Here is a 19,795-nt window from a genome sequence, read left to right on the forward strand (position 1 = left end):
TTAATCGTGAGCAAGATTCTAGTTGTTCATGAAAGTGTTGAAAGTAGTCTTAAAATTTAAAAGTTATTTTTGTATAATAAATTATAATGAAATGACAGGGGGGATGAATTTTGAAAAAATTCATAATCACTGGATTGTCTGTATTGTTATTAGTTGGTTGCGGTGCTCCAAAGGAAAAAGAGGGTACACAATCAAAGCCTGAAGAACAAGTCGTAAACGCAAGTAATGAGAATATAGTTGTATTTCCGGAAGGCGTAATGCCAATTGGAGAAGGAAAAGTGAAAGTTATTACACCAGACGGTACTTCTGAGAATGGTAATATACCAGCTGTATTCATTAAAAAGGATACTTTAATTCAACACGTTGAATTAGAGCTCTCTAATTTTCAAAATGATAAAGAAACATTCGTATTTGTAGATCGAGTGTTTGCAGATAAATATCAAGTAACTAGTACAACACAGACAACAGTACAATTAAAAGAAAAGACGCTTGAAACAGGTAGTCATACGATTACGGCAGTTCAGTATGAAAACAATGATCCGAAAGGAAAGGTTATTAGTTTTAATCAAGCAACATTCGAAACAAAACCAGCGTCATAAGAAGAATAAAAAGTACATTACTCAAAAAGTAGTGTACTTTTTTGTTTATACTAGAGGTTGTAATAGTGAATCACTTGTTTCGTTTTCTAATATGATTAAATTAGGAAGAGACCACTTGTTACTACTATGACAGAAAAAGCGGTTGAAGAGGTGAACTGGTGTATTTGTATCTTCTTGATTAATATGATGATGTCAGTAATTTGGTTTATGATGCAAGTTAAGTTCCATTATCAAATTTATGACTTATCGATAGGGTCTATTTGTTTTACCATTGTTTAGCTATTATATGATAAACTCGGAATAAGGTAAGTTTCAGAAGAAAAATATAGGTATTTCATTTGAAATGTCGAATAGTACATACGATGTCGTAATAACAAATTTTCTATTGTTTACTGTGAAACAGGAGAAGGAGAGATAGTAATGAAACGAGCTCTTATAAATATTGATTATACATATGATTTTGTAGCTGAGAAAGGTGCTTTAACATGCGGAAAACCAGGACAAGAAATTGAGAAGGAAATTGTCCATTTAACGAAGCAATATATTGAAAATGGAGATTACGTAGTCTTTGCAATCGATAAACATGAAGAAAACGATGTATATCATCCAGAATCAAAGTTATTCCCGCCTCATAACATAGCCGGTACAAATGGAAGGGATTTATTTGGTGAATTACAAGATGTGTATGAAACATATAAAAATGCAGAGAATGTATATTATATGGATAAAACACGATATAGTGCATTTGCAGGAACAGACCTAGAGATGAAGTTACGAGAAAGAGGAATAGAAGAAGTTCATCTTGTAGGTGTTTGCACTGATATTTGTGTTCTTCATACAGCAGTAGATGCTTATAATAAAGGGTTTAAAATTGTAGTTTATGAAAAGGCGGTTGCATCTTTTAATGCGCAAGGGCATGAATTTGCACTTGGACATTTTAAATCTTGCTTAAACGCAGAAGTGAAGTGAAAAAAAGAGGCCTTTAAAAAAGGTCTCTTTTTGCGTTTAAATTGAGACGAGTTTTTGCTCAATTAATTTTTTTATAAATGGGCTAATATTTTCTGGTAGCTTATCAAAATCAAAAAATTGTACACTTAATGATTCGATCCCATCAGCTTTTAGCAAGCCGCCTTTAATGTCTTTGCAAAGATATGCGATTGTTATAGGATAAAACTCATCCCCGTTTGGTAATTTTACAAAAAATTCTTTTCCAGAAAATACGCTTATTAACTGTAAGGTTCCTATTTCAACCCCTGTTTCTTCGAACACTTCTCGTCTCCCAGCTTCTTCTGTTGATTCACCAAGTTCAACGAATCCACCAGGAACACCCCAAATACCATTTCGCCTTTGTTGAAGTAATATTTGTCCTTGTTCATTGAAAACAGCTACAGCAACTCCTGCTAGATTGAGTGGTCTTGATCCGACAACTTTTCTAAGTTCTTCAATATACCCCATTGTATGTAACCTCCGTAAGAAAAAATAAGAGCAAATATACTATTCGTTGTTATGTGAATATTTTCCTCTTTATAAGAGGGAGAGAAGTCATATAACTTATTTGTTTTATTTGGTAAAATATACATCAAAAAAGGTCAAACAAAATCTTTGACCTTTTTTGACCAAGTGTTATAATAAAGGCAGAAAGAGATAATCTTTCATTCATAAATAATAAGGAGGAAAAAATATGCGTAATTTATTTCCAGAGATAACAAAACGTCAAAATGGTATTTTTGATTTTGGGCCTTCTTTATTAGAAGGGATGACAGATGCTTTCTTTAAACCGATGAACATGGATACTTTTAAAGTAGATGTTCATGAACAGTCTGATAAATATACAGTAAAAGCAGATTTACCGGGTTTTCAAAAAGAAAACATTCAAGTTGAATTTGAACAAGATGTATTAACGATTCAAGCAACTAATCATAATGAAGTAGAAGAAAAAAATGAGAATGGCATATATATTCGTAAAGAACGTTCTATAGGTTCTGTAACTCGACGCTTTAATTTTCAACGAGTTGAGGAAGAAAATGTTAAAGCAAATTATAAAGATGGCGTACTGACAATTGAATTGCCAAAATTGAAAGAAGAAAAAAACAGTAAAACAAAAATTAATATCGATTAAAAGAGCTGATAAATTCAGCTCTTTTTTTATCTAGTTAATGAATAAATTAGTTGAAATCGTAATGAATAGAATAAAGTTTTAACGCTTAAAAAATTTCACGATTAGCTCCCTTTAGGTTATTAAAAAGGGTATATTTAAAGGGAAAGGAAAAGAACATCTAGACATACTGTTTAAAGTGAATTAGTAATAAAGTCAAAATACATAGTAAGGGTAGCGACGTTTTAGAGAAGATAATAGATTTTCCTAGAATAAACTGAGACGATTATGAATTTTTTAATTAGTAAGGAAGTGGTTAGATGAGTTTATTAACGTATACTGAAGAATTTTTTAATTATGTAAGAGAGTTTTTACTTTTAAGATTTTTACTATTTGCTTTCGTTCTAATCATTATTTCATTTGTCATAAACCGTATTATTGATTGGTTTTTTAGGAAATCAAGCTTTTTTGATGAAGAGGTAGAGCAAACGATTCAAAGTGTGATTCGATCTATTTTTAGATATATCATTATCATTAGTCTAATCATATATTTAATTAGCCAATTTGTAGATATAAAAAGTATCATTGCAGGTGCAGGGATAGCGGGGGTTGTTATCGGTTTTGCTGCACAACAGATGCTGAAAGATGTTATATTAGGCTTTGCGAGATTAGCGGACAAAGAGTTTCGTGTTGGCGATTTTGTTACTTTTAACGGAACAAACTCAGGAACGATTGAGGAAATTAGTATTCGTTTTATGCAAATTCGTGAATGGTCAGGAAAACTCCTTACCATACCACACGGAGAGATTAGAACGATACAAAATTTTAATAAAGGCTGGATGCGCGTAATTGAACGAATTACGGTAAGTTATCAGGAAGATCCGACAAGAGTTAAGGAATTGTTAGAGGAAGTTTGTGTGAATTGTAATGAAAAGTTGACCCCAAGTCTTTATAAAGTAGAGGATGAAGCTGTTGAACCTTTTAAATATGTAGGTGTTACAGATTTAAATCCGAATCTGAAATACGTTGGATATGAATTTTGTATTACAGGTTTAATAAAACCGGAAGATTATTTTGAAACTTCTAGACAAGTAAGATTTGAATTAATGTCTATGTTTCATAAGAATCAAGTGCAAATGCCAGCAGCAAATATGGTTGTTACTACTGAAAGTTTACAGCATAGCCAAGGTGGACAATCTTTATCGGACAGCTAAAGTAGAATAGTTTGGTAACGGAAATGCTGCTTTCAGCATTGGATAGAAAAATAATAATAAAATGATTGATATAAAAAAGAGCTGAAGGAATTCAGTTCTTTTTAATTTGTAGAATTTAGAAATTTCTTAATGTTATAATGGTAGATGGTGATGAAAATGAACTTTGAAGAAAAAGAGATGCATCGTTTAGAGGCATTAAAAGCAATTGCTGAATTATTAAATGAAGCAACAAATTTACAAGACATGTTAGAAAAAGTGTTACATACATTGTTACAAGTTATGAATTTACAAACAGGCTGGATCTTTTTTATTGATGAAAGTGGAAAACACCGTATGCTTGTAGATCAAAACTTACCGCCAGCTCTTACGTGGCAAGAGAAGAAGCCGATGTGTGAAGGAGATTGCTGGTGTGTAGAGCGTTTTGTAAATGGAAGATTAGAAAAAGCGACGAATATTATTGAATGTAAGCGGATAGAGGATGCGATTGAATGTAATTGGGGAGATACCGAAGATGTTACGCACCATGCGACAATTCCATTAAGGTCCGGGTCGGAGAAGTTTGGTCTCTTAAATGTGGCCGCGCCTCAAAAAACACATTTTTCAGAGGAAGAATTAGCATTATTAGAATCAATTGCATTTCAAATAGGGACGACAATCCAACGTATTCAGCTAGTAGAAAAAGAACGTAAATATGTAGTAGTAGCTGAACGAAATCGACTTGCACGTGATTTACATGATTCAGTAAAACAATTGTTATTTTCTATCATGTTAACCGCAAAAGGTACTCTAAATATGACGCAAGATAGAGACTTGCAAGAGATGTTGAGCTATATTGGAGAATTATCACAGGAAGCATTACAAGAGATGACACTTTTGATTTGGCAATTAAGACCGGAAGGATTAGAGAAAGGGTTAGCTGAAGCAATTAAAAATTATGGAAAGTTGTTAGGGATTCACGTGGAAGTTCGAATTGATGGAATGGTTTCAATTGGTGATGAAATAGAAGAAGTTTTATGGCGTATTAGTCAAGAAGCGATACATAATTGTAAAAAACATGCTTCATGTGAAAAGGTACATGTTCTTTTAAAAATAGAAGATAACCAGTTGTATTTTTACATAGAGGATAACGGAATAGGATTTATACAAGAGCAAGTAAGAGAGTCAGCACTCGGTTTAAAAAGTATGAAGGAACGTATTCAGTTAATGAGGGGATCATTTCAAATAAAAACGGAGCTGAAAAAGGGTACGAAAATTGAAATTCAATTGCCAGTTTGAAGGGGAGAAGAAGGTTGAAAATTAAATTACTACTAGTTGAGGATCATCATATCGTTCGAAGAGGACTTGTATTCTTTTTGAAAACGAGAGAAGAATTTGAAATTGTTGGGGAAGCAGAAAATGGAGAAGATGCGTTAACATTCGTCCAAACAAAAAGGCCAGATGTAGTATTAATGGATCTATCAATGCCGAAGATGGATGGCATCGAAGCAACAAAACGAATAAAACAATATGATGAAACGATAAAGATACTAATATTAAGCAGTTTTTCAGAGCAAGATTATGTTTTACCAGCACTTGAAGCCGGAGCAGATGGTTATCAATTAAAAGAAGTACAACCTGAGCAACTTGTAGCTTCTATTATTGCAGTACATGAAGGAAATACGAATTTTCATCCGAAAGTAACACCAGCACTATTAGGACGATCAGTAGTCAAGAAAGAAAAAGAAAACCCTTTTTCTATGTTAACGAAAAGAGAACAAGAAGTACTTCGTGAAATTGCGAAAGGGCGAAGTAATAAAGAAATTGCAGCAGTGCTTCATATTACAGAACAAACTGTAAAAACACATGTTTCAAATATTTTAGCTAAATTAGAAGTAGATGATCGTACGCAAGCTGCATTGTATGCAGTGAAACATGGGGGAAATAATAAGTATGAATAAATGTTTCGTATAGTATGACAGAATACATAGGAGCAATTAAAATGTTATAGTTAAGTCTAATAAAGGTGCTTTTTAGCCAAAATCGTATAAAAAGTGAAAGGCAGAAATGTTGATTTTATAACGTTTCTGCCTTTTCAATTTCATGTGATCTTACTTCGAAAGAGACTTATGAGACAGCCCCTTTTTTATTAGTGAATAGTTTGTTTATTTATTTTCTTGTAGAAATATGTGACTTACTTATAGCCAGTGATGACTCTCATTTAAAAAAATATAAAACGATTTATACAACAATTCAAACATTGTTCATAATTTCACAATTTGTTTTTGAAGTGTCATGTTATGATGAACATGTAATGATGATTGAACACTTAAACTTGGCACAATGATTAGCCAAACTAGTGAAGACAGAAGTTGTGAGATGAACTCATGAAAAATTCTAAAACACTAAAGGGGAGATCACATATGAAAGCAGTAGTAGTTAATAAAAATAGTAAAGCAAACATTGAAATTATTGAAAAAGAATTACGTCCGTTACACTCAGGTGAAGCGCTAGTAGATGTAGAGTATTGTGGAGTTTGTCATACTGATTTACACGTTGCAAATCATGATTTTGGAAACACAGATGGTCGTATTCTTGGTCATGAGGGTATAGGTATTGTGACGGAAATCGCTGATGATGTTACTTCACTTAAGGTGGGGGACCGTGTAAGTATTGCATGGATGTTCCAATCTTGTGGACGTTGTGAATATTGCGTAACAGGTAGGGAAACATTTTGCCGTGAAGTTAAGAATGCTGGTTATTCAGTAGATGGTGGTATGGCTGAACAATGTATTGTGACAGCTGATTATGCGGTGAAAGTACCAGAAGGATTAGATCCAGCTCAAGCATCATCAATCACATGTGCGGGTGTAACTACATATAAAGCTATAAAAGTATCCAATATTAAACCTGGCCAACCTATCGTCATCTATGGTTGTGGTGGATTAGGTAACCTAGCTATTCAATATGCTAAAAACGTATTTGGTGCAAAGGTAATTGCAGTAGATATTAATGACGATAAATTAGCCTTAGCAAAAGAGGTTGGAGCTGATATGACAATCAATCCAATTTCTCAAGGTCCTGCTGATAAGATTGTTCAAGATGAGTTTGGTGGTGCTTATGCTGCTGTAGTAACAGCTGTTTCAAAAGTAGCATTCAACTCTGCAGTTGATGCAGTACGTGCTTGTGGTAAAGTCGTTGCAGTAGGTTTACCAGTAGAAACGATGGATTTAAACATTCCGCGACTTGTACTAGATGGAATTGAAGTAGTTGGCTCTCTAGTCGGTACTCGCAAGGATCTAGAAGAGGCATTTATGTTCGGTGCAGAAGGAAAAGTAGTGCCTGTTGTTCAAACTTGTTCTCTAGATAAAGTACAAAATGTATTCGAAGAAATGGAACAAGGTCGAATTCAAGGACGTATGGTAATCGATTTTAAACAGCATAATTGTGATTGTAAATAATTCACTTTAAATATAAAAAGTATGAGTCTAACAAAGTACATGTAAAAAAGTTAGACTGCATAAAAAGATGATCCCTGTATGCAATAGGGATCATCTTTTTTATATTCTACTAATATCAATGCCAATTCATACTTGATTAATGAGACAGGATTAAAGGTTCACTTTATTTACAAACGAAAAGGAATCTTTATTTTTAACAAATTTTTTATGATCAGGAACGGTTTGAATTGCTACAGTTTGCGAATCTCTTGCTTTCAGTGCATCTTGAATCCCGAGTGTCATAAGCTTAATAAATAGAATCGTAATAAAGAATGAAGCGAGAGTATAAAAAATGATCCACCATGAAAGATTCATTTCATTACGATTTAAGCCAATAAGGCCTGCCCAATCATTAGATAGAGAAACAGGTCTGAGCACTCCGTCATACAGTTCACGCATTTGTATCCCACCAATTACAATGTTAAGCAACGCTAAATGGATAACGAGTATGAGTGTTTGGACGATATGTTCCATAAATAATACAAATAAGCGGTCAAGTAATAAGACTCGTAAGTGTTTTTTCATAATATGAAAACGGCTAGCACCCAATAATTGTGAACTTAAAATGTAATCTCGTTTCATAAATTCATCAACCTCTGAGGATATATATAAAGAAAGTGTAGGCAGAGCAACGAAAATAAGTACGAGTACTTGATAAAACGTAAATGAAATATTTGGATTTAACCCATCAGCATTTGATGTGATTACAATATTAACGGGCGTGATGAGTATGAATGCGATAAATAGAGTTGGAATATAATAAAAAACTTCTGAGCATGCTTGGAAAAATCTCTTGAATTTTGGAGCAAATAAACTTAAGAGAATTCCTATACATGTTCCGAATAAAATTCGAAAGAAGCTAATTGCCACGGCTAATAAAATAGTGAATTTTGCTCCTTCGACAATTTGTAAGAAAACAGACTCTCCAAAACGATCAGATCCAAAAGGCGGAATTAACGATGGTGGAAAGGGAGCTTTTCCAAGTAATTCGTTATTGTCATTGTAAAGTAACTGAGGAGGTTTTGGGATATTATCTTTAAAGAACCAACTATAAATAAAGCTAGCTGAAATAAGTATGAATAAATATGTAAAGCCGATTAAAAAGCGTTTTGATTTCCAAATAGATTTCATAATGCTACTCCTTTCAATTGCTTTTGCCATCTATTCATCATGAATGAGATTATTTGAAAAATAGTATAAAACGGTAAAATAATCATAACCAGTATGATAAATGCAGCTGGAGGTGAAATAAACGCCTTATTAAATAAGAATTGAATAATGCCTTCCATATTAAAAACAAATTCTAAAATGAATAAATTAGAAAGTAAGAAAACAAAAATCGTTTTTAAATGGTGGAAGAAGTGGATAGATATATTTTTGAATAAATGAATGCATAGTATATAACTTGATGAAAGGCCTTTTCCATAGGCAACCTCTACATAATCTTTTCCATGTTCTTCTTTTATGTATAACACCATCATTCGAAACATTTGTAATGTAGGTAAGACTGCTAAAGATACAATTGGGAGTAAATAAGCTCGATTTTCATTAAAAGAAATAATGGTGAAAGGAGCTTCCCCGAATTTCCTAAGTACCCATATGAAAAATATTTGCAAACAAATCATCATCATCATATCAGGGACAGCTTCTAATATGAACACAATTCGGTTTATCCATTTTTTTATATAATCTTTTGCTAAAAAATAAAAAAATGCCATGCTAGATGATAGAAAGAGCGCAAGTAAAAAGGCTAAAAATAATACAGTAAATGAATATAGGTAAGGTTCTAAAACAGTTGGGAATAAGGGTATTTTTTTGAAACTACCAAATTTCGGATCTGATCCTATAACTACTAATGATTCAGGGGAGAAAACATCTTTTAACATAGTAACAATCTGATTAAAAAAAAGAATTGGTTGAAAGGTAAATCCATTTTGAGTGATAAATAAATAAGGTAAATTTAATAATAATAAGAGTGATAAAAGAATTGATGAAAGCTTAATTGTGAATTGAGATATTTTATGTAACATTAAATCCCTCCGACATCTTTTTACAACATTATACAATAAATTCCGGGATATTTTTATATTTTTCTGAAAAATAAGAAATTAATCAAGTTTTATAATTATAATACGGAATATACTTACATAAGGAAATCTCTATATTGAGGACCGGATTTCTATGTCCATCAAGAGAAATTCCTAATATTTCCATTTTAGAAGCGTTTACTTTACTTCAATTGATTGGCATTTGGTGTTATTCCAATGTTACCAAGTTAATAGAACTAAGTTTTCTTAAAACAAAAACCACCGAAATATAGAAGTGGTTTGGAACGTAAGGAATTTGTAAGGAAGGAGTAAGAAAAAAGAGATTTTCAATGTGTATGATCAAAATATAGAGAAGAACGGGAGGGGGAGTAGTTACTATCTATTTATATAAAAACAAATTAATTAATAAAACGCTATGGAAGAAATTATAGAAGTTAACAGATATCTGAAGAAGAGGGATTAATCATTTATTAGGTCAGAGAGTTGTTTGAAGAAATAATTGGTCTATAGATGATTGCAAATTCAGTATTGACTTTTATCATTGGGAGGGTTGATAGCTGTGTGATTAGCATATGACATAACTATCAACCAGCAATACAATTTAAATAGAGGAGAGGAATGCTTTATGAAAACACGCAGTAAATTTATATGTGGAAGTCTAGCATTATTAATAGCTGGGAGTTTCCTGTTATACATAACACCAGCCTCAATTGTAAAAGCAGAACCGTCGCAAAATGTATCTAGTTCTTTACAAACAAGTACGCAAAGTGATCGTACTTCCGTTAAGAAAGCAATGCGAGATACACTGCAACTTGGATACCCAGGAATACTCGCTCAAATTTCTAAGGGTGGTAAAACTTGGAGTTATACCGCTGGGATAGCAGATGTGAGAACTAAGAAACCAATGAAAGCAGATTTTCGCTTTCGTATTGGCAGTGTAACGAAAACGTTCATTGCAACAGTGCTACTGCAATTATCTGGAGAGAACCGTTTGAATCTAGATGACTCCATTGAAAAATGGTTGCCTGGTGTCATTCAAGGAAACGGATATGATGGTAACCAGATTACGATCCGGCAAATATTGAATCATACAAGTGGTATTGCTGACTATATAAATTCAAAAGACTTTGATATTACGGATATAAAAAAATCGTATACGGCTGAAGAATTTGTAAAGATGGGGATTTCTCTTCCCCCAGACTTTGCCCCAGGAAAGGGTTGGTCTTATTCAAACACAGGATACGTATTACTGGGGATCCTTATTGAAAAAGTAACTGGCAACAGCTATGCGGAAGAGGTTGAAAATCGGATTATTGAACCGCTTGATTTGTCAAATACATTCCTACCTGGTAATTCAAGCGTGATCCCAGGCACCAAGCATGCCCGTGGCTATTTCCAACTAGACGGAGCAAGTGAGCTAAAAGACGTTACATATATGAACCCAGGTAGCTCGGATGGAGATATAATTTCTACTGCTGACGATTTAAATAAATTCTTCTCTTACTTACTCAGTGGTAAATTACTGAAGGAACAGCAGCTAAATCAAATGCTTACTACAGTTCCTACAGATAGAGAAGGAGCGGGATATGGTCTTGGAATCGTTGAATTTAAGCTTCCGAACGGTGTCTCGGTATGGGGACACAGAGGTAGCGTGCTAGGGTTTTCCACTTTTGTTGGTGGAACACTTGGAGGTAAGCATACATTGGCCGTCAATTTGAACAGCTTTAACTTTAGTAATCCTGATCCTTTTAAAAGTATTTTACTTGCTGAATTTAGGAAGTAGGCAAAAAGGCGAAATGGATAAGTTTTGTCATAGGTTTATAGTTTAAAATATATCATTTTGGTGCAAAAAAAAACTTGCTCAAAAAAATTTAATACTCGTAATTAAGTATAAAAGAACTCTATCGTTTTAAGTAAATATTTCAGGAGGGTTTTATGAAAAAGAAAATGATTACGGTACTTGGTGTTTCTGCTATAATACTGACTAATTTTGTAGGAAGTACTTATGCAGACTCGAAAATAGGAGTTTCTGTTACAGCTCCTTACAATAAAAATCAAATAGCGGAATGGTTAGAAATGCACGCGAAGCCTTTAAAAACAACCAATCCAAATGCACCTTTTAATGATTTAAAACCATTTAAGAATATGGTAGGTTCTGCTTCAATTGTAGGTTTAGGTGAAGCTACGCATGGGGCTCATGAAGTTTTTACGATGAAAAACCGTATTGTGAATTATTTAGTATCTGAAAAGGGCTTTACCAACCTAGTTTTAGAAGAGGGGTGGGACAGAGCTTTAGAACTTGATCGATATGTTCTTACTGGTGAAGGAAATCCAAGCCAGCATCTATCACCTGTATTTAAGACGAAAGAAATGTTAGATTTACTTGATTGGATTCGGCAATATAATGCTAATCCAAAACATAAATCTAAAGTGCGTATCATCGGGATGGACATTCAATCAGTAAACGAGAATGTTTATAATAATATAATAGAATATGTTAAAAGAACCAATTCAAAACTTGTGCCGAGGATAGAAGAGAAGATAAAAGGTCTTATGCCTGTAACAAAGGATATGAATACTTTTGAAAGCCTTACGAAAGAAGAAAAAGAAAAGTATATTTCAGATGCTAAACAAATTAGTGCTTTATTAGAGGAAAATAAAAGTTATTTAAATGGGAAATCTAAAGAGTTCGCATGGATAAAACAAAATGCTCGTATTATTGAACAGTTTACTACAATGTTAACGTCACCTCCTGATAAACCATCTGATTTATATTTGAAACATGATATTGCAATGTATGAAAATGTAAAGTGGACTGAAGAACATTTAGGAAAAACTATTGTATGGGGGCATAATGGCCACGTTTCGAAAACAAATATGCTTCCTTTTGTATACCCTAAAGTAGCTGGGCAGTATTTAGCAGAGTATTACGGAAAACGGTACGTATCTATTGGAACATCAGTTTATGAAGGACAATACAATGTCAAGAATAGCGATGGTGAATTTGGCCCATATGGAATATTAAAATCGGATGATCCAAACAGTTATAACTACATCTTTGGACAAGTTAAAAAAGATCAATTTTTTATTGATTTACGTAAGGCAAACGGCGTGACAAAAACTTGGTTGAACGAACAACATCCACTTTTCGCTGGAGTAACTACCGAAGGGCCTGATATACCAAAAACAGTTGATATATCATTAGGTAAAGCGTTTGATATACTTGTTCAAATTCAAAAAGTGAGTCCATCTCAACTACATCAATAAATTTAGAATAATGTACCTTAATGAAGTGTAGTGTTAAGTGTCAATAGAGTTGTTTGAATATATTAGTTAGGTTATTTTCATTAAAGGATTATTAAATGGAATAAATGTTTTCAAATTAGAGACGATGTGGGATAGAAGCACAGTATCATCAAGTTAACAAAATAAAATTCTACCTAAAATGAAAAAATACGCTATTCTTTCTATAGAATTATAGGAAAGGATGGCGTTTTTTTATTTAATCTATTATTATAATTTGCTCAAGGAATCTAAAACTTTTTCTCCCCTAACATATTACGCAATCTTGCTAAAAATTTTAAGTTTGTACAACAAACCACATATCCATTAAGCTAAAGAACAAGTTAATTAAAAACTAGAAAAAGAGTGTGTTTCGAAACGGATATTATGTAACTTTACCGGACGGAAAAGCTACATATAGTATGTAAATGAAATGGAATAAGGGGATTTATTTTTTGTGATGAAAAAATTTTCTAATTGTTATGGATGAAAGAAGAGGAGCCAGAATTATATAAAAGTACTTATAAATTTATTTCTATTAAAGAGTATGGGATTTATCAATTATTTTCACGCTACGTAGTTGATGATTCTATTGCTTCTGCTACAGGGTTATTCAATTTAGAAACGTTAAATTGGGATGTTGATGTGCTGGGAATATTAAATATTTCTACATAACAATTATCAACTCCAGTACCAACTACATATATTTTATCGGGTATGAAATCAGAATTAGCACCAAAGATGGGGATTCGTAAAGATACTCCAGTTGTTATTGGTGCAAGTGATGGAGTTCTTGCGAATGTAGGCGTTGGTGCAATATCGCCTGGCTCAGCTGCAATTACGATTGGAACTTCACCAAAAGATCCAGGGATTATTGATTTTATTAAACTAGGACTTGGTAATACGTTAGGATTTTAGCAATAGTTTTAGCATGAGGAACGATGCATGAAATATATCCCAACATAAAAATAAGAATAAATAAAATGAAGTTTTCATAAATAGTAAAAGAATGATTATGTCATCAGTGTAGCTAAGAAATGATGTTACATATGGAGAGAGCGTGTTAAAAAAATATGAGGTGGTTAAATGGGAAATGAGCAAGTGAAGAATGTAGGGGAAGAAAAAAAGTTATGTCTTTGTATGATTGTTAAAAACGAGTCTAGAATTATGGAAAGATGTTTAAATGCTACGAAATCAATTGTAGATTTTGTTTCTATTTGTGATACTGGATCAACTGATCATACGCCTGAAATTATTGAAAATTGGTGTAAGGAAAATGAGATACCTGGGACGGTTCATCATGAGCCGTTTAAAAACTTTGGTTATAACAGAAGCTTAGCTGTATCGTTAGCGCAAAAAACATACCCAGAAGCAGATTATTTATTAATATTAGATGCGGATATGATTTTAGAGGTTGATCCGAATTTCGATAAAACGAGCTTAACGGAAGACCATTATCTTACATTACAATATGATATTCATATTAAGTATTGGCTTACACGGCTTTTAAAAGCGTCTTTACCATGGAAATCAGTCGGTGTTACTCATGAGTATTGGGATATAGATCGTTCCAAAGTTGGAGAGGATTACAATACGAGAGTAGCTAGACTGGAGACGCTTGTCGTTAATGACCCTGGTGATGGTGGGAGTAAAGCGGATAAATTTGAAAGAGATAAGAGGCTGTTGTTACAAGGGCTGAGTGATCCAGAAACTACGCCAGATTTGCATATAAGATATTTATTTTATTTAGCCCAAACGTATTTTCATTTAAGTCAATTTGAAGATTCGATTAAATGGTATAAAAAACGAGTGGAAGCAGGGGGATGGGTTGAAGAGGTATTTTATTCGTTATTGCGAATAGGATTTTGTTATGAACAATTAGCAACTCGTTCAGCAAATAAACAACTTGAAGTAACAGAAGTGGATGAAAAAGAAAATGCTAAGAAACAAGAAGAGCAATATACAGCATTAGCTGTTCTTTATTTTCAAAAAGCGTGGGAATATAGACCAACTAGGGCTGAGCCATTATATCAACTTGCAAGAATGTATCGATTAAAATCTCAAAATAATATTGCTTTGATGTATGCCCTGCAAGGGAAGGAAATTCCTTTTCCGAAAAATGATCTTCTATTTGTAGATTATCATGTGTATGATTACTTATTTGACTATGAAATTTCTATAAATGCTTTTTATATACCACATAAAAAGCATTTAGGTGCAGTGTCACAAAAATTTTTGGAATCGAAAAAAGATGAGTTACCGTTGCATATAGCAAATATGGTAGAAAGTAATGCGAAATTTTATTAAATACAATTTCGGTTAAAGGAGTAGTGGAGTAATAATGGAATTAATACGATGGGCGCTAGAACTAGGAGAATCTGTGCATGGAAATACGTATGAAGAATTGTTGCCACTACTAGATTATTATTATGATCGTGATCATTTAAAAGCGTATTGTATCGCAAATCTTCTGTTAAACATGGACGTATCAGATGAACATCAGCAAAGAATTGAATTAAGAAGGTGCATTGCTGCTTATTATGCTGGACTATATAAAGTAGCAAAAAAACATGCAAAGGATCTTTTACTGAAATATCCGGATGTAGATTTATATAAGAATAATTTAAGGCTAATGGAAGCTTATTTGAATAAAGAATATGATTATTGTTTGTTTATATGCCCAAAGACGTATGGTAGTTTTATAGATGTTGCGCGAGCTTTGAAATGGCGATTGGAGCAAGAGGGAAATACAGCAATCATATCAGAAACAATACTCGAAAATGTGGGGAATACAATTGTTTTTGGAGCGCATACATATGCACATAGCCCACATCTCCTTCCGAAAAATGCAATTATTTATAATTTAGAACAGCTATATGAAGGAAGCCCTTATGCGCATCCTCTTTATTTAATGTTATTAAAAGATAAGGAAATTTGGGAATATAGTAAACAAAATATAGAATGGTTAAAACAAAGAGGAGTAGGAAAAGAAATAAAACATGTAGGCATGAACTATGCACCAACTTTAGAAATAAAAAAAGATGCATTTGATGAAGAATTAATTGAAGACATTGATATACTGTTTATAGGTGCTCTTAACCCAAGACGGCAAGCTATATTGGATCAATTAAAAGTCGTTGCTCCGAATTTAAATATTGTTTTTAAAAATAATGCATGGGGAATTGTTAGAAATGAGTTAATTGCTAGGTCTAAAATTATATTAAATATCCACTTTTACTTATCTGGTATTCTTGAAACTCCTCGAGTTTCTTATGCAGTGGCAAATAAGAAATTTATTATTTCGGAAAATAGCAACCCGGAGGACGAAATAGATTGGCCAGGTATTGTATTTACTCCGTATGAAAAAATAATTGAAAACGTAATGAAATATATAGAATTACCAGAAGAACGGAAAAGATTAGCGGAAAAAGCATATAACCATTTTAAAGCAAATGAAAGTTTAGGTACATTGAGCATGAGAGATGAAACAAAGTAATTGTACGAAACTCATACGAAAGTATGAGTTCTTTTTTGTTTATCATACTATTTTATGAAACAAGTTAACTCTTTATATTGTGTTTTGTATAGAAATTTCTGATAATATATAAGTAGAAATTGAAAACAAAGGGGAGAAATAATCATGAAACTAGTTGTTATTAACGGTACACCAAGAAAATTTGGTAGAACTCGCGTGGTGGCAAAATATATTGCGGATCAATTTGAAGGGGAATTATATGATTTAGCAATTGAGGAGTTACCTTTATACAATGGAGAAGAGTCACAACGTGATTTAGAGGCAGTGAAAAAATTAAAAACGTTAGTGAAAGCTGCGGATGGGGTTGTATTATGTACACCAGAATATCATAATGCGATGAGCGGTGCGCTGAAAAACTCTTTAGATTACTTAAGTAGTAATGAATTTATTCATAAACCAGTTGCGTTGTTAGCGGTTGCTGGTGGCGGTAAAGGTGGAATAAATGCATTAAACAGCATGCGAACGGTCGCTAGAGGTGTTTATGCAAATGCAATTCCAAAACAAGTTGTTCTTGATGGATTACATGTGCAAGATGGTGAACTTGGGGAAGATGCAAAACCATTAATTCATGATGTAGTTAAAGAATTGAAAGCATATATGAGCGTATATAAAGAGGTGAAAAAGCAACTAGGGGTTGAGTGATATGTCATCTCTTTATAAAGATTCACGCTTGTATTTCATTCTAGGGGCCAATAGTCTATCAGCTATTGGTTCTGGTATTGTAATGATAACGATTCCATGGTTGTTAATTAAAGAGAGTGGAGGAGAGACAACGTTTGGTTATGTTTCCATCATCTCAACACTGATTATGTTTTTGTTAACTCCGTTTATCGGGCAAAGTATTGATCGTTTTTCAAGAAAATCTTTATTATTATGCAATGAAGGTATTGGGATAGCCGTAATCGGAATAATGGTTATATGGGGATTTGCTGGGCAATCCTATCATTCTATTCATTATATTCTTATTTATATAGCAGGCTCTTTTTACTATCTATTATTTTATCCTACAATTTTTGCGTTCAACCAAGAAATTTTTCAAGCAGAACATTATAAAAGTTTAAGTGGAACGATGGAAATACAAGGACAGTTAACACAAGTTATTTCAGGAGCAGCCGCGAGCTTCCTAATTGAAGTTGTGTCTTTGAAGTGGATATTGTTAGTAGATATGTTAACTTTTGCAGGAGCATTTTTGCTATTTTTATGTATACCGTATGTCAAGAAAAAAGAGATTAAAAAGAAAATAACATTTAAGAAGCAATTGTTCGAAGGAATTCACTTTATGAAAAACCGTCCTAAGCTCTTTTGGTTCTTACTTGCTACTTATATGCCGTTTATAGGTGTCATGATGGCAAATTATTTAATACCAGTTTATATTTCGGATATACTTAAAGCTAATGCCTCTGTATACGCGATAGAGGGAATGATGTACGGTGTTGGAGCTGTTGTTGCAGGAATCTGTATTCCACTCATAATGAAATATGTCAAAACAGAAGTTTCAATCGTTATGACGATGTGCATTTATGTAATTTCAATTACCGTAATGATTATTGAACCATCCGTATTATTTTTATATGGACTAGCGATTTTTCATGCGATTGGAAATGCGGGGACAAGAGTGGCGAGAAATGTATTGATGATGGAGGAAATTCCAAATGAAGTAATGGGACGTGTAGACAGCCTATTCCGATTAATTGGTACAGGAATACGAATTGTATTGTTAATGTTGTTTACAGTTGGTGTTTCTAAAGTAGGTGTCATGGTACAGTTTTATTTACTAAGTTTCATATTGATCCTTTCGTTAGCAATTGCTATAAACTATGTAATCTCAAAACGTAAATTCGAAGCGAGTATTTCTAATAAATCGATTGTTTAAAAAACACTTCTGCCTTCCTTTCTTTTTTTATATAATAAAAAGAAAGGAAGTGTAAACTTATTTATGAACAAATGGATCTTACTTATAATCGTATTATTACCTCCACTATACATCCTTTATATGACGTTTCGAATGAAGAAAGCTGCTCGTGAAAAGTTGAGTCATCACTCTCCATACGTTCTTATATTAGGTGCAAAGTTATTTGGAGATAAACCATCTTTATCTCTTCAAAATCGGTTAGATGTAGCGTTGGAATATTTATATTCTCATCCTGAAGCGAAAGTAATTGTTTCAGGTGGTCAAGGAGAAGATGAAGATATACCGGAAGCTCATAGTATGAGGAACTATTTAATGGTACATGGTATAGATGAGAGTCGTATTTTAATAGAAGATCAATCTACAAATACGTATGAGAATTTAAAGTTTAGTATAGATTTATATGATGTGAAACATGCGGTAGTTGTAAGTAATACGTATCATTTATATAGAACGAAAATAATTGCAAAGCGTTTAGGCATGAGGATGGAGGCACTAGCTGCTGAAACGCCAATGCGCTCTAAGAGAAAAATGTATGTGCGTGAATATGCCGCTATAATGAAAACAATATTGTTAGACCGTTAGAGCTCAAATGTAAGCTCTTTTTTTGTTGAATAATGCGTATCATTTGAAATGAATTCCATATTCCATCAAAATAAAGGAAACAACGATAAAGGAGTTGTATTTGTGATTCAGTTTAATCAAGTGTCAAAATCATATGAAGATGGCACAAAAGCAGTGGATTCATTGCATTTAGAAATTAAAAAGGGAGAATTTTTTGTCCTTATTGGTCCGAGTGGTTGCGGGAAAACAACGACAATGAAAATGATTAATCGTTTAATTGAAACGACAGAAGGCTCAATTTTAATCGATGGAAAAGATATTCAAGAATACAATATTAATGAATTACGATGGGATATAGGGTACGTGTTGCAGCAAATCGCTTTGTTCCCTCATATGACAATTGCTGAAAATATTGCAGTTGTTCCTGAAATGAGAAAGTGGAGCAAAGAAAAAATAAAAGCTCGTGTCGATGAGTTGCTCCAGATGGTCGGGCTAGATCCAGACGTATATCGCGATCGCATGCCTGATGAATTATCAGGAGGACAAAAACAACGTGTAGGTGTCGTGCGGGCATTAGCCGCAAACCCGAAAATCGTTCTTATGGATGAACCATTTAGTGCGCTAGATCCATTAAGTAGAGAACAGCTTCAGAAGGATATCGTACAATTGCAAAAGAAGATTCAAAAAACAATTGTATTCGTAACACATGATATGCAAGAAGCATTATCACTTGGAGATCGCATTTGTGTTATGAAAGAAGGAAAAGTTGTTCAATTAGATACGCCAGAAGGAATTATACATAACCCGAAAAATGAATTTGTAGAAGAATTCATTGGAAATCGTGGAGGACCTTGGTATGAGGGGAAAAGTATAGAAGATGTATTGCCACTTGATGAAAGTATGCGGATAGAAGGAGAGGCACTATCATTACATACTTCTTTACAAGAAGCATTAGTTCGTCTGCGAGCTGATGAAGTCGTTCCAGTTGAAGAAAATGGTCGATATGTTGGAGCTTTAACGAGTCGTCATATTGTCAATTATATTGTTGAACAAATGAAGGAAAGAGGCTAAAC

General features: G+C 33.3%; 18 protein-coding genes and 1 pseudogene. 16 read left to right on the forward strand and 3 right to left on the reverse strand.

The genetic code is table 11. From position 1 onward, the window contains the following. Positions 1-110 precede the first annotated feature (110 nt). A complete protein-coding gene (locus tag BGI23_RS10895; RefSeq protein ID WP_000713490.1) occupies positions 111-599 on the forward strand; it encodes a hypothetical protein in 489 nt (162 codons plus the stop codon). A 420-nt stretch (positions 600-1,019) separates the two neighbouring features. Then, a complete protein-coding gene (locus tag BGI23_RS10900) occupies positions 1,020-1,568 on the forward strand; it encodes a cysteine hydrolase family protein (protein WP_044790700.1) in 549 nt (182 codons plus the stop codon). A 36-nt stretch (positions 1,569-1,604) separates the two neighbouring features. Here the strand turns inward: BGI23_RS10900 and BGI23_RS10905 are convergent, their stop codons facing one another. After that, the gene (locus tag BGI23_RS10905) at positions 1,605-2,054 is read right to left on the reverse strand and encodes an NUDIX hydrolase (RefSeq protein WP_070805920.1); all 450 of its coding nucleotides are present in this window, start codon (positions 2,052-2,054) and stop codon (positions 1,605-1,607) included. A gap of 226 nt (positions 2,055-2,280) precedes the next feature. On the opposite strand from BGI23_RS10905, the gene BGI23_RS10910 reads away from it, so the two are divergent. The 5 genes from BGI23_RS10910 (at position 2,281) to adhP (ending at position 7,345) form a co-directional block, all read left to right on the forward strand. Continuing rightward, the gene (locus tag BGI23_RS10910; RefSeq protein ID WP_061686186.1) at positions 2,281-2,718 is read left to right on the forward strand and encodes an Hsp20/alpha crystallin family protein; all 438 of its coding nucleotides are present in this window, start codon (positions 2,281-2,283) and stop codon (positions 2,716-2,718) included. Between the two features lie 296 nt (positions 2,719-3,014). Next, a complete protein-coding gene (locus BGI23_RS10915) occupies positions 3,015-3,908 on the forward strand; it encodes a mechanosensitive ion channel family protein (protein ID WP_070805921.1) in 894 nt (297 codons plus the stop codon). Positions 3,909-4,064: 156 nt separating this feature from the next. Next, on the forward strand, positions 4,065-5,183 hold the full coding sequence (casK, locus tag BGI23_RS10920; RefSeq protein ID WP_070805922.1) for a two-component system sensor histidine kinase CasK: 1,119 nt from the start codon (positions 4,065-4,067) through the stop codon (positions 5,181-5,183). A gap of 14 nt (positions 5,184-5,197) precedes the next feature. Further along, on the forward strand, positions 5,198-5,845 hold the full coding sequence (locus BGI23_RS10925; RefSeq protein WP_070805923.1) for a response regulator: 648 nt from the start codon (positions 5,198-5,200) through the stop codon (positions 5,843-5,845). 462 nt (positions 5,846-6,307) lie between these two features. Beyond that, positions 6,308-7,345, forward strand: coding sequence for an alcohol dehydrogenase AdhP (gene adhP / locus BGI23_RS10930; RefSeq protein ID WP_070805924.1), 1,038 nt, complete (start codon positions 6,308-6,310; stop codon positions 7,343-7,345). A 150-nt stretch (positions 7,346-7,495) separates the two neighbouring features. On the opposite strand, the gene BGI23_RS10935 is transcribed toward adhP, so the two are convergent. After that, on the reverse strand, positions 7,496-8,515 hold the full coding sequence (locus BGI23_RS10935; protein ID WP_070805925.1) for an ABC transporter permease: 1,020 nt from the start codon (positions 8,513-8,515) through the stop codon (positions 7,496-7,498). Beyond that, a complete protein-coding gene (locus BGI23_RS10940) occupies positions 8,512-9,414 on the reverse strand; it encodes an ABC transporter permease subunit (protein ID WP_070805926.1) in 903 nt (300 codons plus the stop codon). Before BGI23_RS10940 ends, BGI23_RS10935 begins: the two co-directional genes overlap by 4 nt. Before the next feature lie 643 nt (positions 9,415-10,057). Between BGI23_RS10940 and BGI23_RS10945 the strand changes: the two genes are divergently transcribed. From BGI23_RS10945 to BGI23_RS10990, 9 genes and pseudogenes are all read left to right on the forward strand, one after another. Next, on the forward strand, positions 10,058-11,215 hold the full coding sequence (locus BGI23_RS10945) for a serine hydrolase domain-containing protein (protein ID WP_070805927.1): 1,158 nt from the start codon (positions 10,058-10,060) through the stop codon (positions 11,213-11,215). A gap of 152 nt (positions 11,216-11,367) precedes the next feature. Further along, entirely contained in the window at positions 11,368-12,699 is a 1,332-nt protein-coding gene (locus BGI23_RS10950; protein ID WP_070805928.1) for an erythromycin esterase family protein, read from the forward strand. 492 nt (positions 12,700-13,191) lie between these two features. Then, positions 13,192-13,569 (forward strand): annotated as a pseudogene (locus BGI23_RS28650) (FGGY family carbohydrate kinase); the annotation flags it as partial. Between the two features lie 231 nt (positions 13,570-13,800). Beyond that, the gene (locus tag BGI23_RS10965) at positions 13,801-15,021 is read left to right on the forward strand and encodes a tetratricopeptide repeat-containing glycosyltransferase (RefSeq protein WP_070805929.1); all 1,221 of its coding nucleotides are present in this window, start codon (positions 13,801-13,803) and stop codon (positions 15,019-15,021) included. A gap of 34 nt (positions 15,022-15,055) precedes the next feature. Further along, positions 15,056-16,210: a CgeB family protein gene (locus tag BGI23_RS10970; RefSeq protein ID WP_070805930.1), complete on the forward strand. Its 1,155-nt coding sequence runs from the start codon at positions 15,056-15,058 to the stop codon at positions 16,208-16,210. Between the two features lie 144 nt (positions 16,211-16,354). Next, positions 16,355-16,891, forward strand: coding sequence for an NADPH-dependent FMN reductase (locus BGI23_RS10975; protein WP_000780354.1), 537 nt, complete (start codon positions 16,355-16,357; stop codon positions 16,889-16,891). A 1-nt stretch (position 16,892) separates the two neighbouring features. Then, positions 16,893-18,122 carry an MFS transporter gene (locus BGI23_RS10980; RefSeq protein ID WP_070805931.1) on the forward strand — a complete coding sequence of 410 codons (1,230 nt, stop codon included), beginning with the start codon at positions 16,893-16,895 and terminating at the stop codon, positions 18,120-18,122. A 63-nt stretch (positions 18,123-18,185) separates the two neighbouring features. Next, complete coding sequence (locus BGI23_RS10985; protein WP_070805932.1) at positions 18,186-18,743, forward strand: YdcF family protein; 558 nt, start codon at positions 18,186-18,188, stop codon at positions 18,741-18,743. 102 nt (positions 18,744-18,845) lie between these two features. Next, complete coding sequence (locus BGI23_RS10990) at positions 18,846-19,793, forward strand: ABC transporter ATP-binding protein (RefSeq protein ID WP_070805933.1); 948 nt, start codon at positions 18,846-18,848, stop codon at positions 19,791-19,793. The last annotated feature ends 2 nt before the right edge of the window (positions 19,794-19,795 follow it).

The sequence above is a fragment of the Bacillus sp. ABP14 genome (assembly GCF_001831375.1).
GTDB lineage: Bacteria > Bacillota > Bacilli > Bacillales > Bacillaceae_G > Bacillus_A > Bacillus_A paranthracis.

Coding starts and splice junctions, on each gene's coding strand:
- BGI23_RS10900 (WP_044790700.1), top strand. CDS start 1,020: ATGAAACGAGCTCTTATAAATATTGATTATACATATGATTTTGTAGCT.
- BGI23_RS10905 (WP_070805920.1), bottom strand. CDS start 2,054: ATGGGGTATATTGAAGAACTTAGAAAAGTTGTCGGATCAAGACCACTC.
- BGI23_RS10910 (WP_061686186.1), top strand. CDS start 2,281: ATGCGTAATTTATTTCCAGAGATAACAAAACGTCAAAATGGTATTTTT.
- BGI23_RS10915 (WP_070805921.1), top strand. CDS start 3,015: ATGAGTTTATTAACGTATACTGAAGAATTTTTTAATTATGTAAGAGAG.
- casK (WP_070805922.1), top strand. CDS start 4,065: ATGAACTTTGAAGAAAAAGAGATGCATCGTTTAGAGGCATTAAAAGCA.
- adhP (WP_070805924.1), top strand. CDS start 6,308: ATGAAAGCAGTAGTAGTTAATAAAAATAGTAAAGCAAACATTGAAATT.
- BGI23_RS10935 (WP_070805925.1), bottom strand. CDS start 8,515: ATGAAATCTATTTGGAAATCAAAACGCTTTTTAATCGGCTTTACATAT.
- BGI23_RS10940 (WP_070805926.1), bottom strand. CDS start 9,414: ATGTTACATAAAATATCTCAATTCACAATTAAGCTTTCATCAATTCTT.
- BGI23_RS10945 (WP_070805927.1), top strand. CDS start 10,058: ATGAAAACACGCAGTAAATTTATATGTGGAAGTCTAGCATTATTAATA.
- BGI23_RS10950 (WP_070805928.1), top strand. CDS start 11,368: ATGAAAAAGAAAATGATTACGGTACTTGGTGTTTCTGCTATAATACTG.
- BGI23_RS10965 (WP_070805929.1), top strand. CDS start 13,801: ATGGGAAATGAGCAAGTGAAGAATGTAGGGGAAGAAAAAAAGTTATGT.
- BGI23_RS10970 (WP_070805930.1), top strand. CDS start 15,056: ATGGAATTAATACGATGGGCGCTAGAACTAGGAGAATCTGTGCATGGA.
- BGI23_RS10975 (WP_000780354.1), top strand. CDS start 16,355: ATGAAACTAGTTGTTATTAACGGTACACCAAGAAAATTTGGTAGAACT.
- BGI23_RS10980 (WP_070805931.1), top strand. CDS start 16,893: ATGTCATCTCTTTATAAAGATTCACGCTTGTATTTCATTCTAGGGGCC.
- BGI23_RS10985 (WP_070805932.1), top strand. CDS start 18,186: ATGAACAAATGGATCTTACTTATAATCGTATTATTACCTCCACTATAC.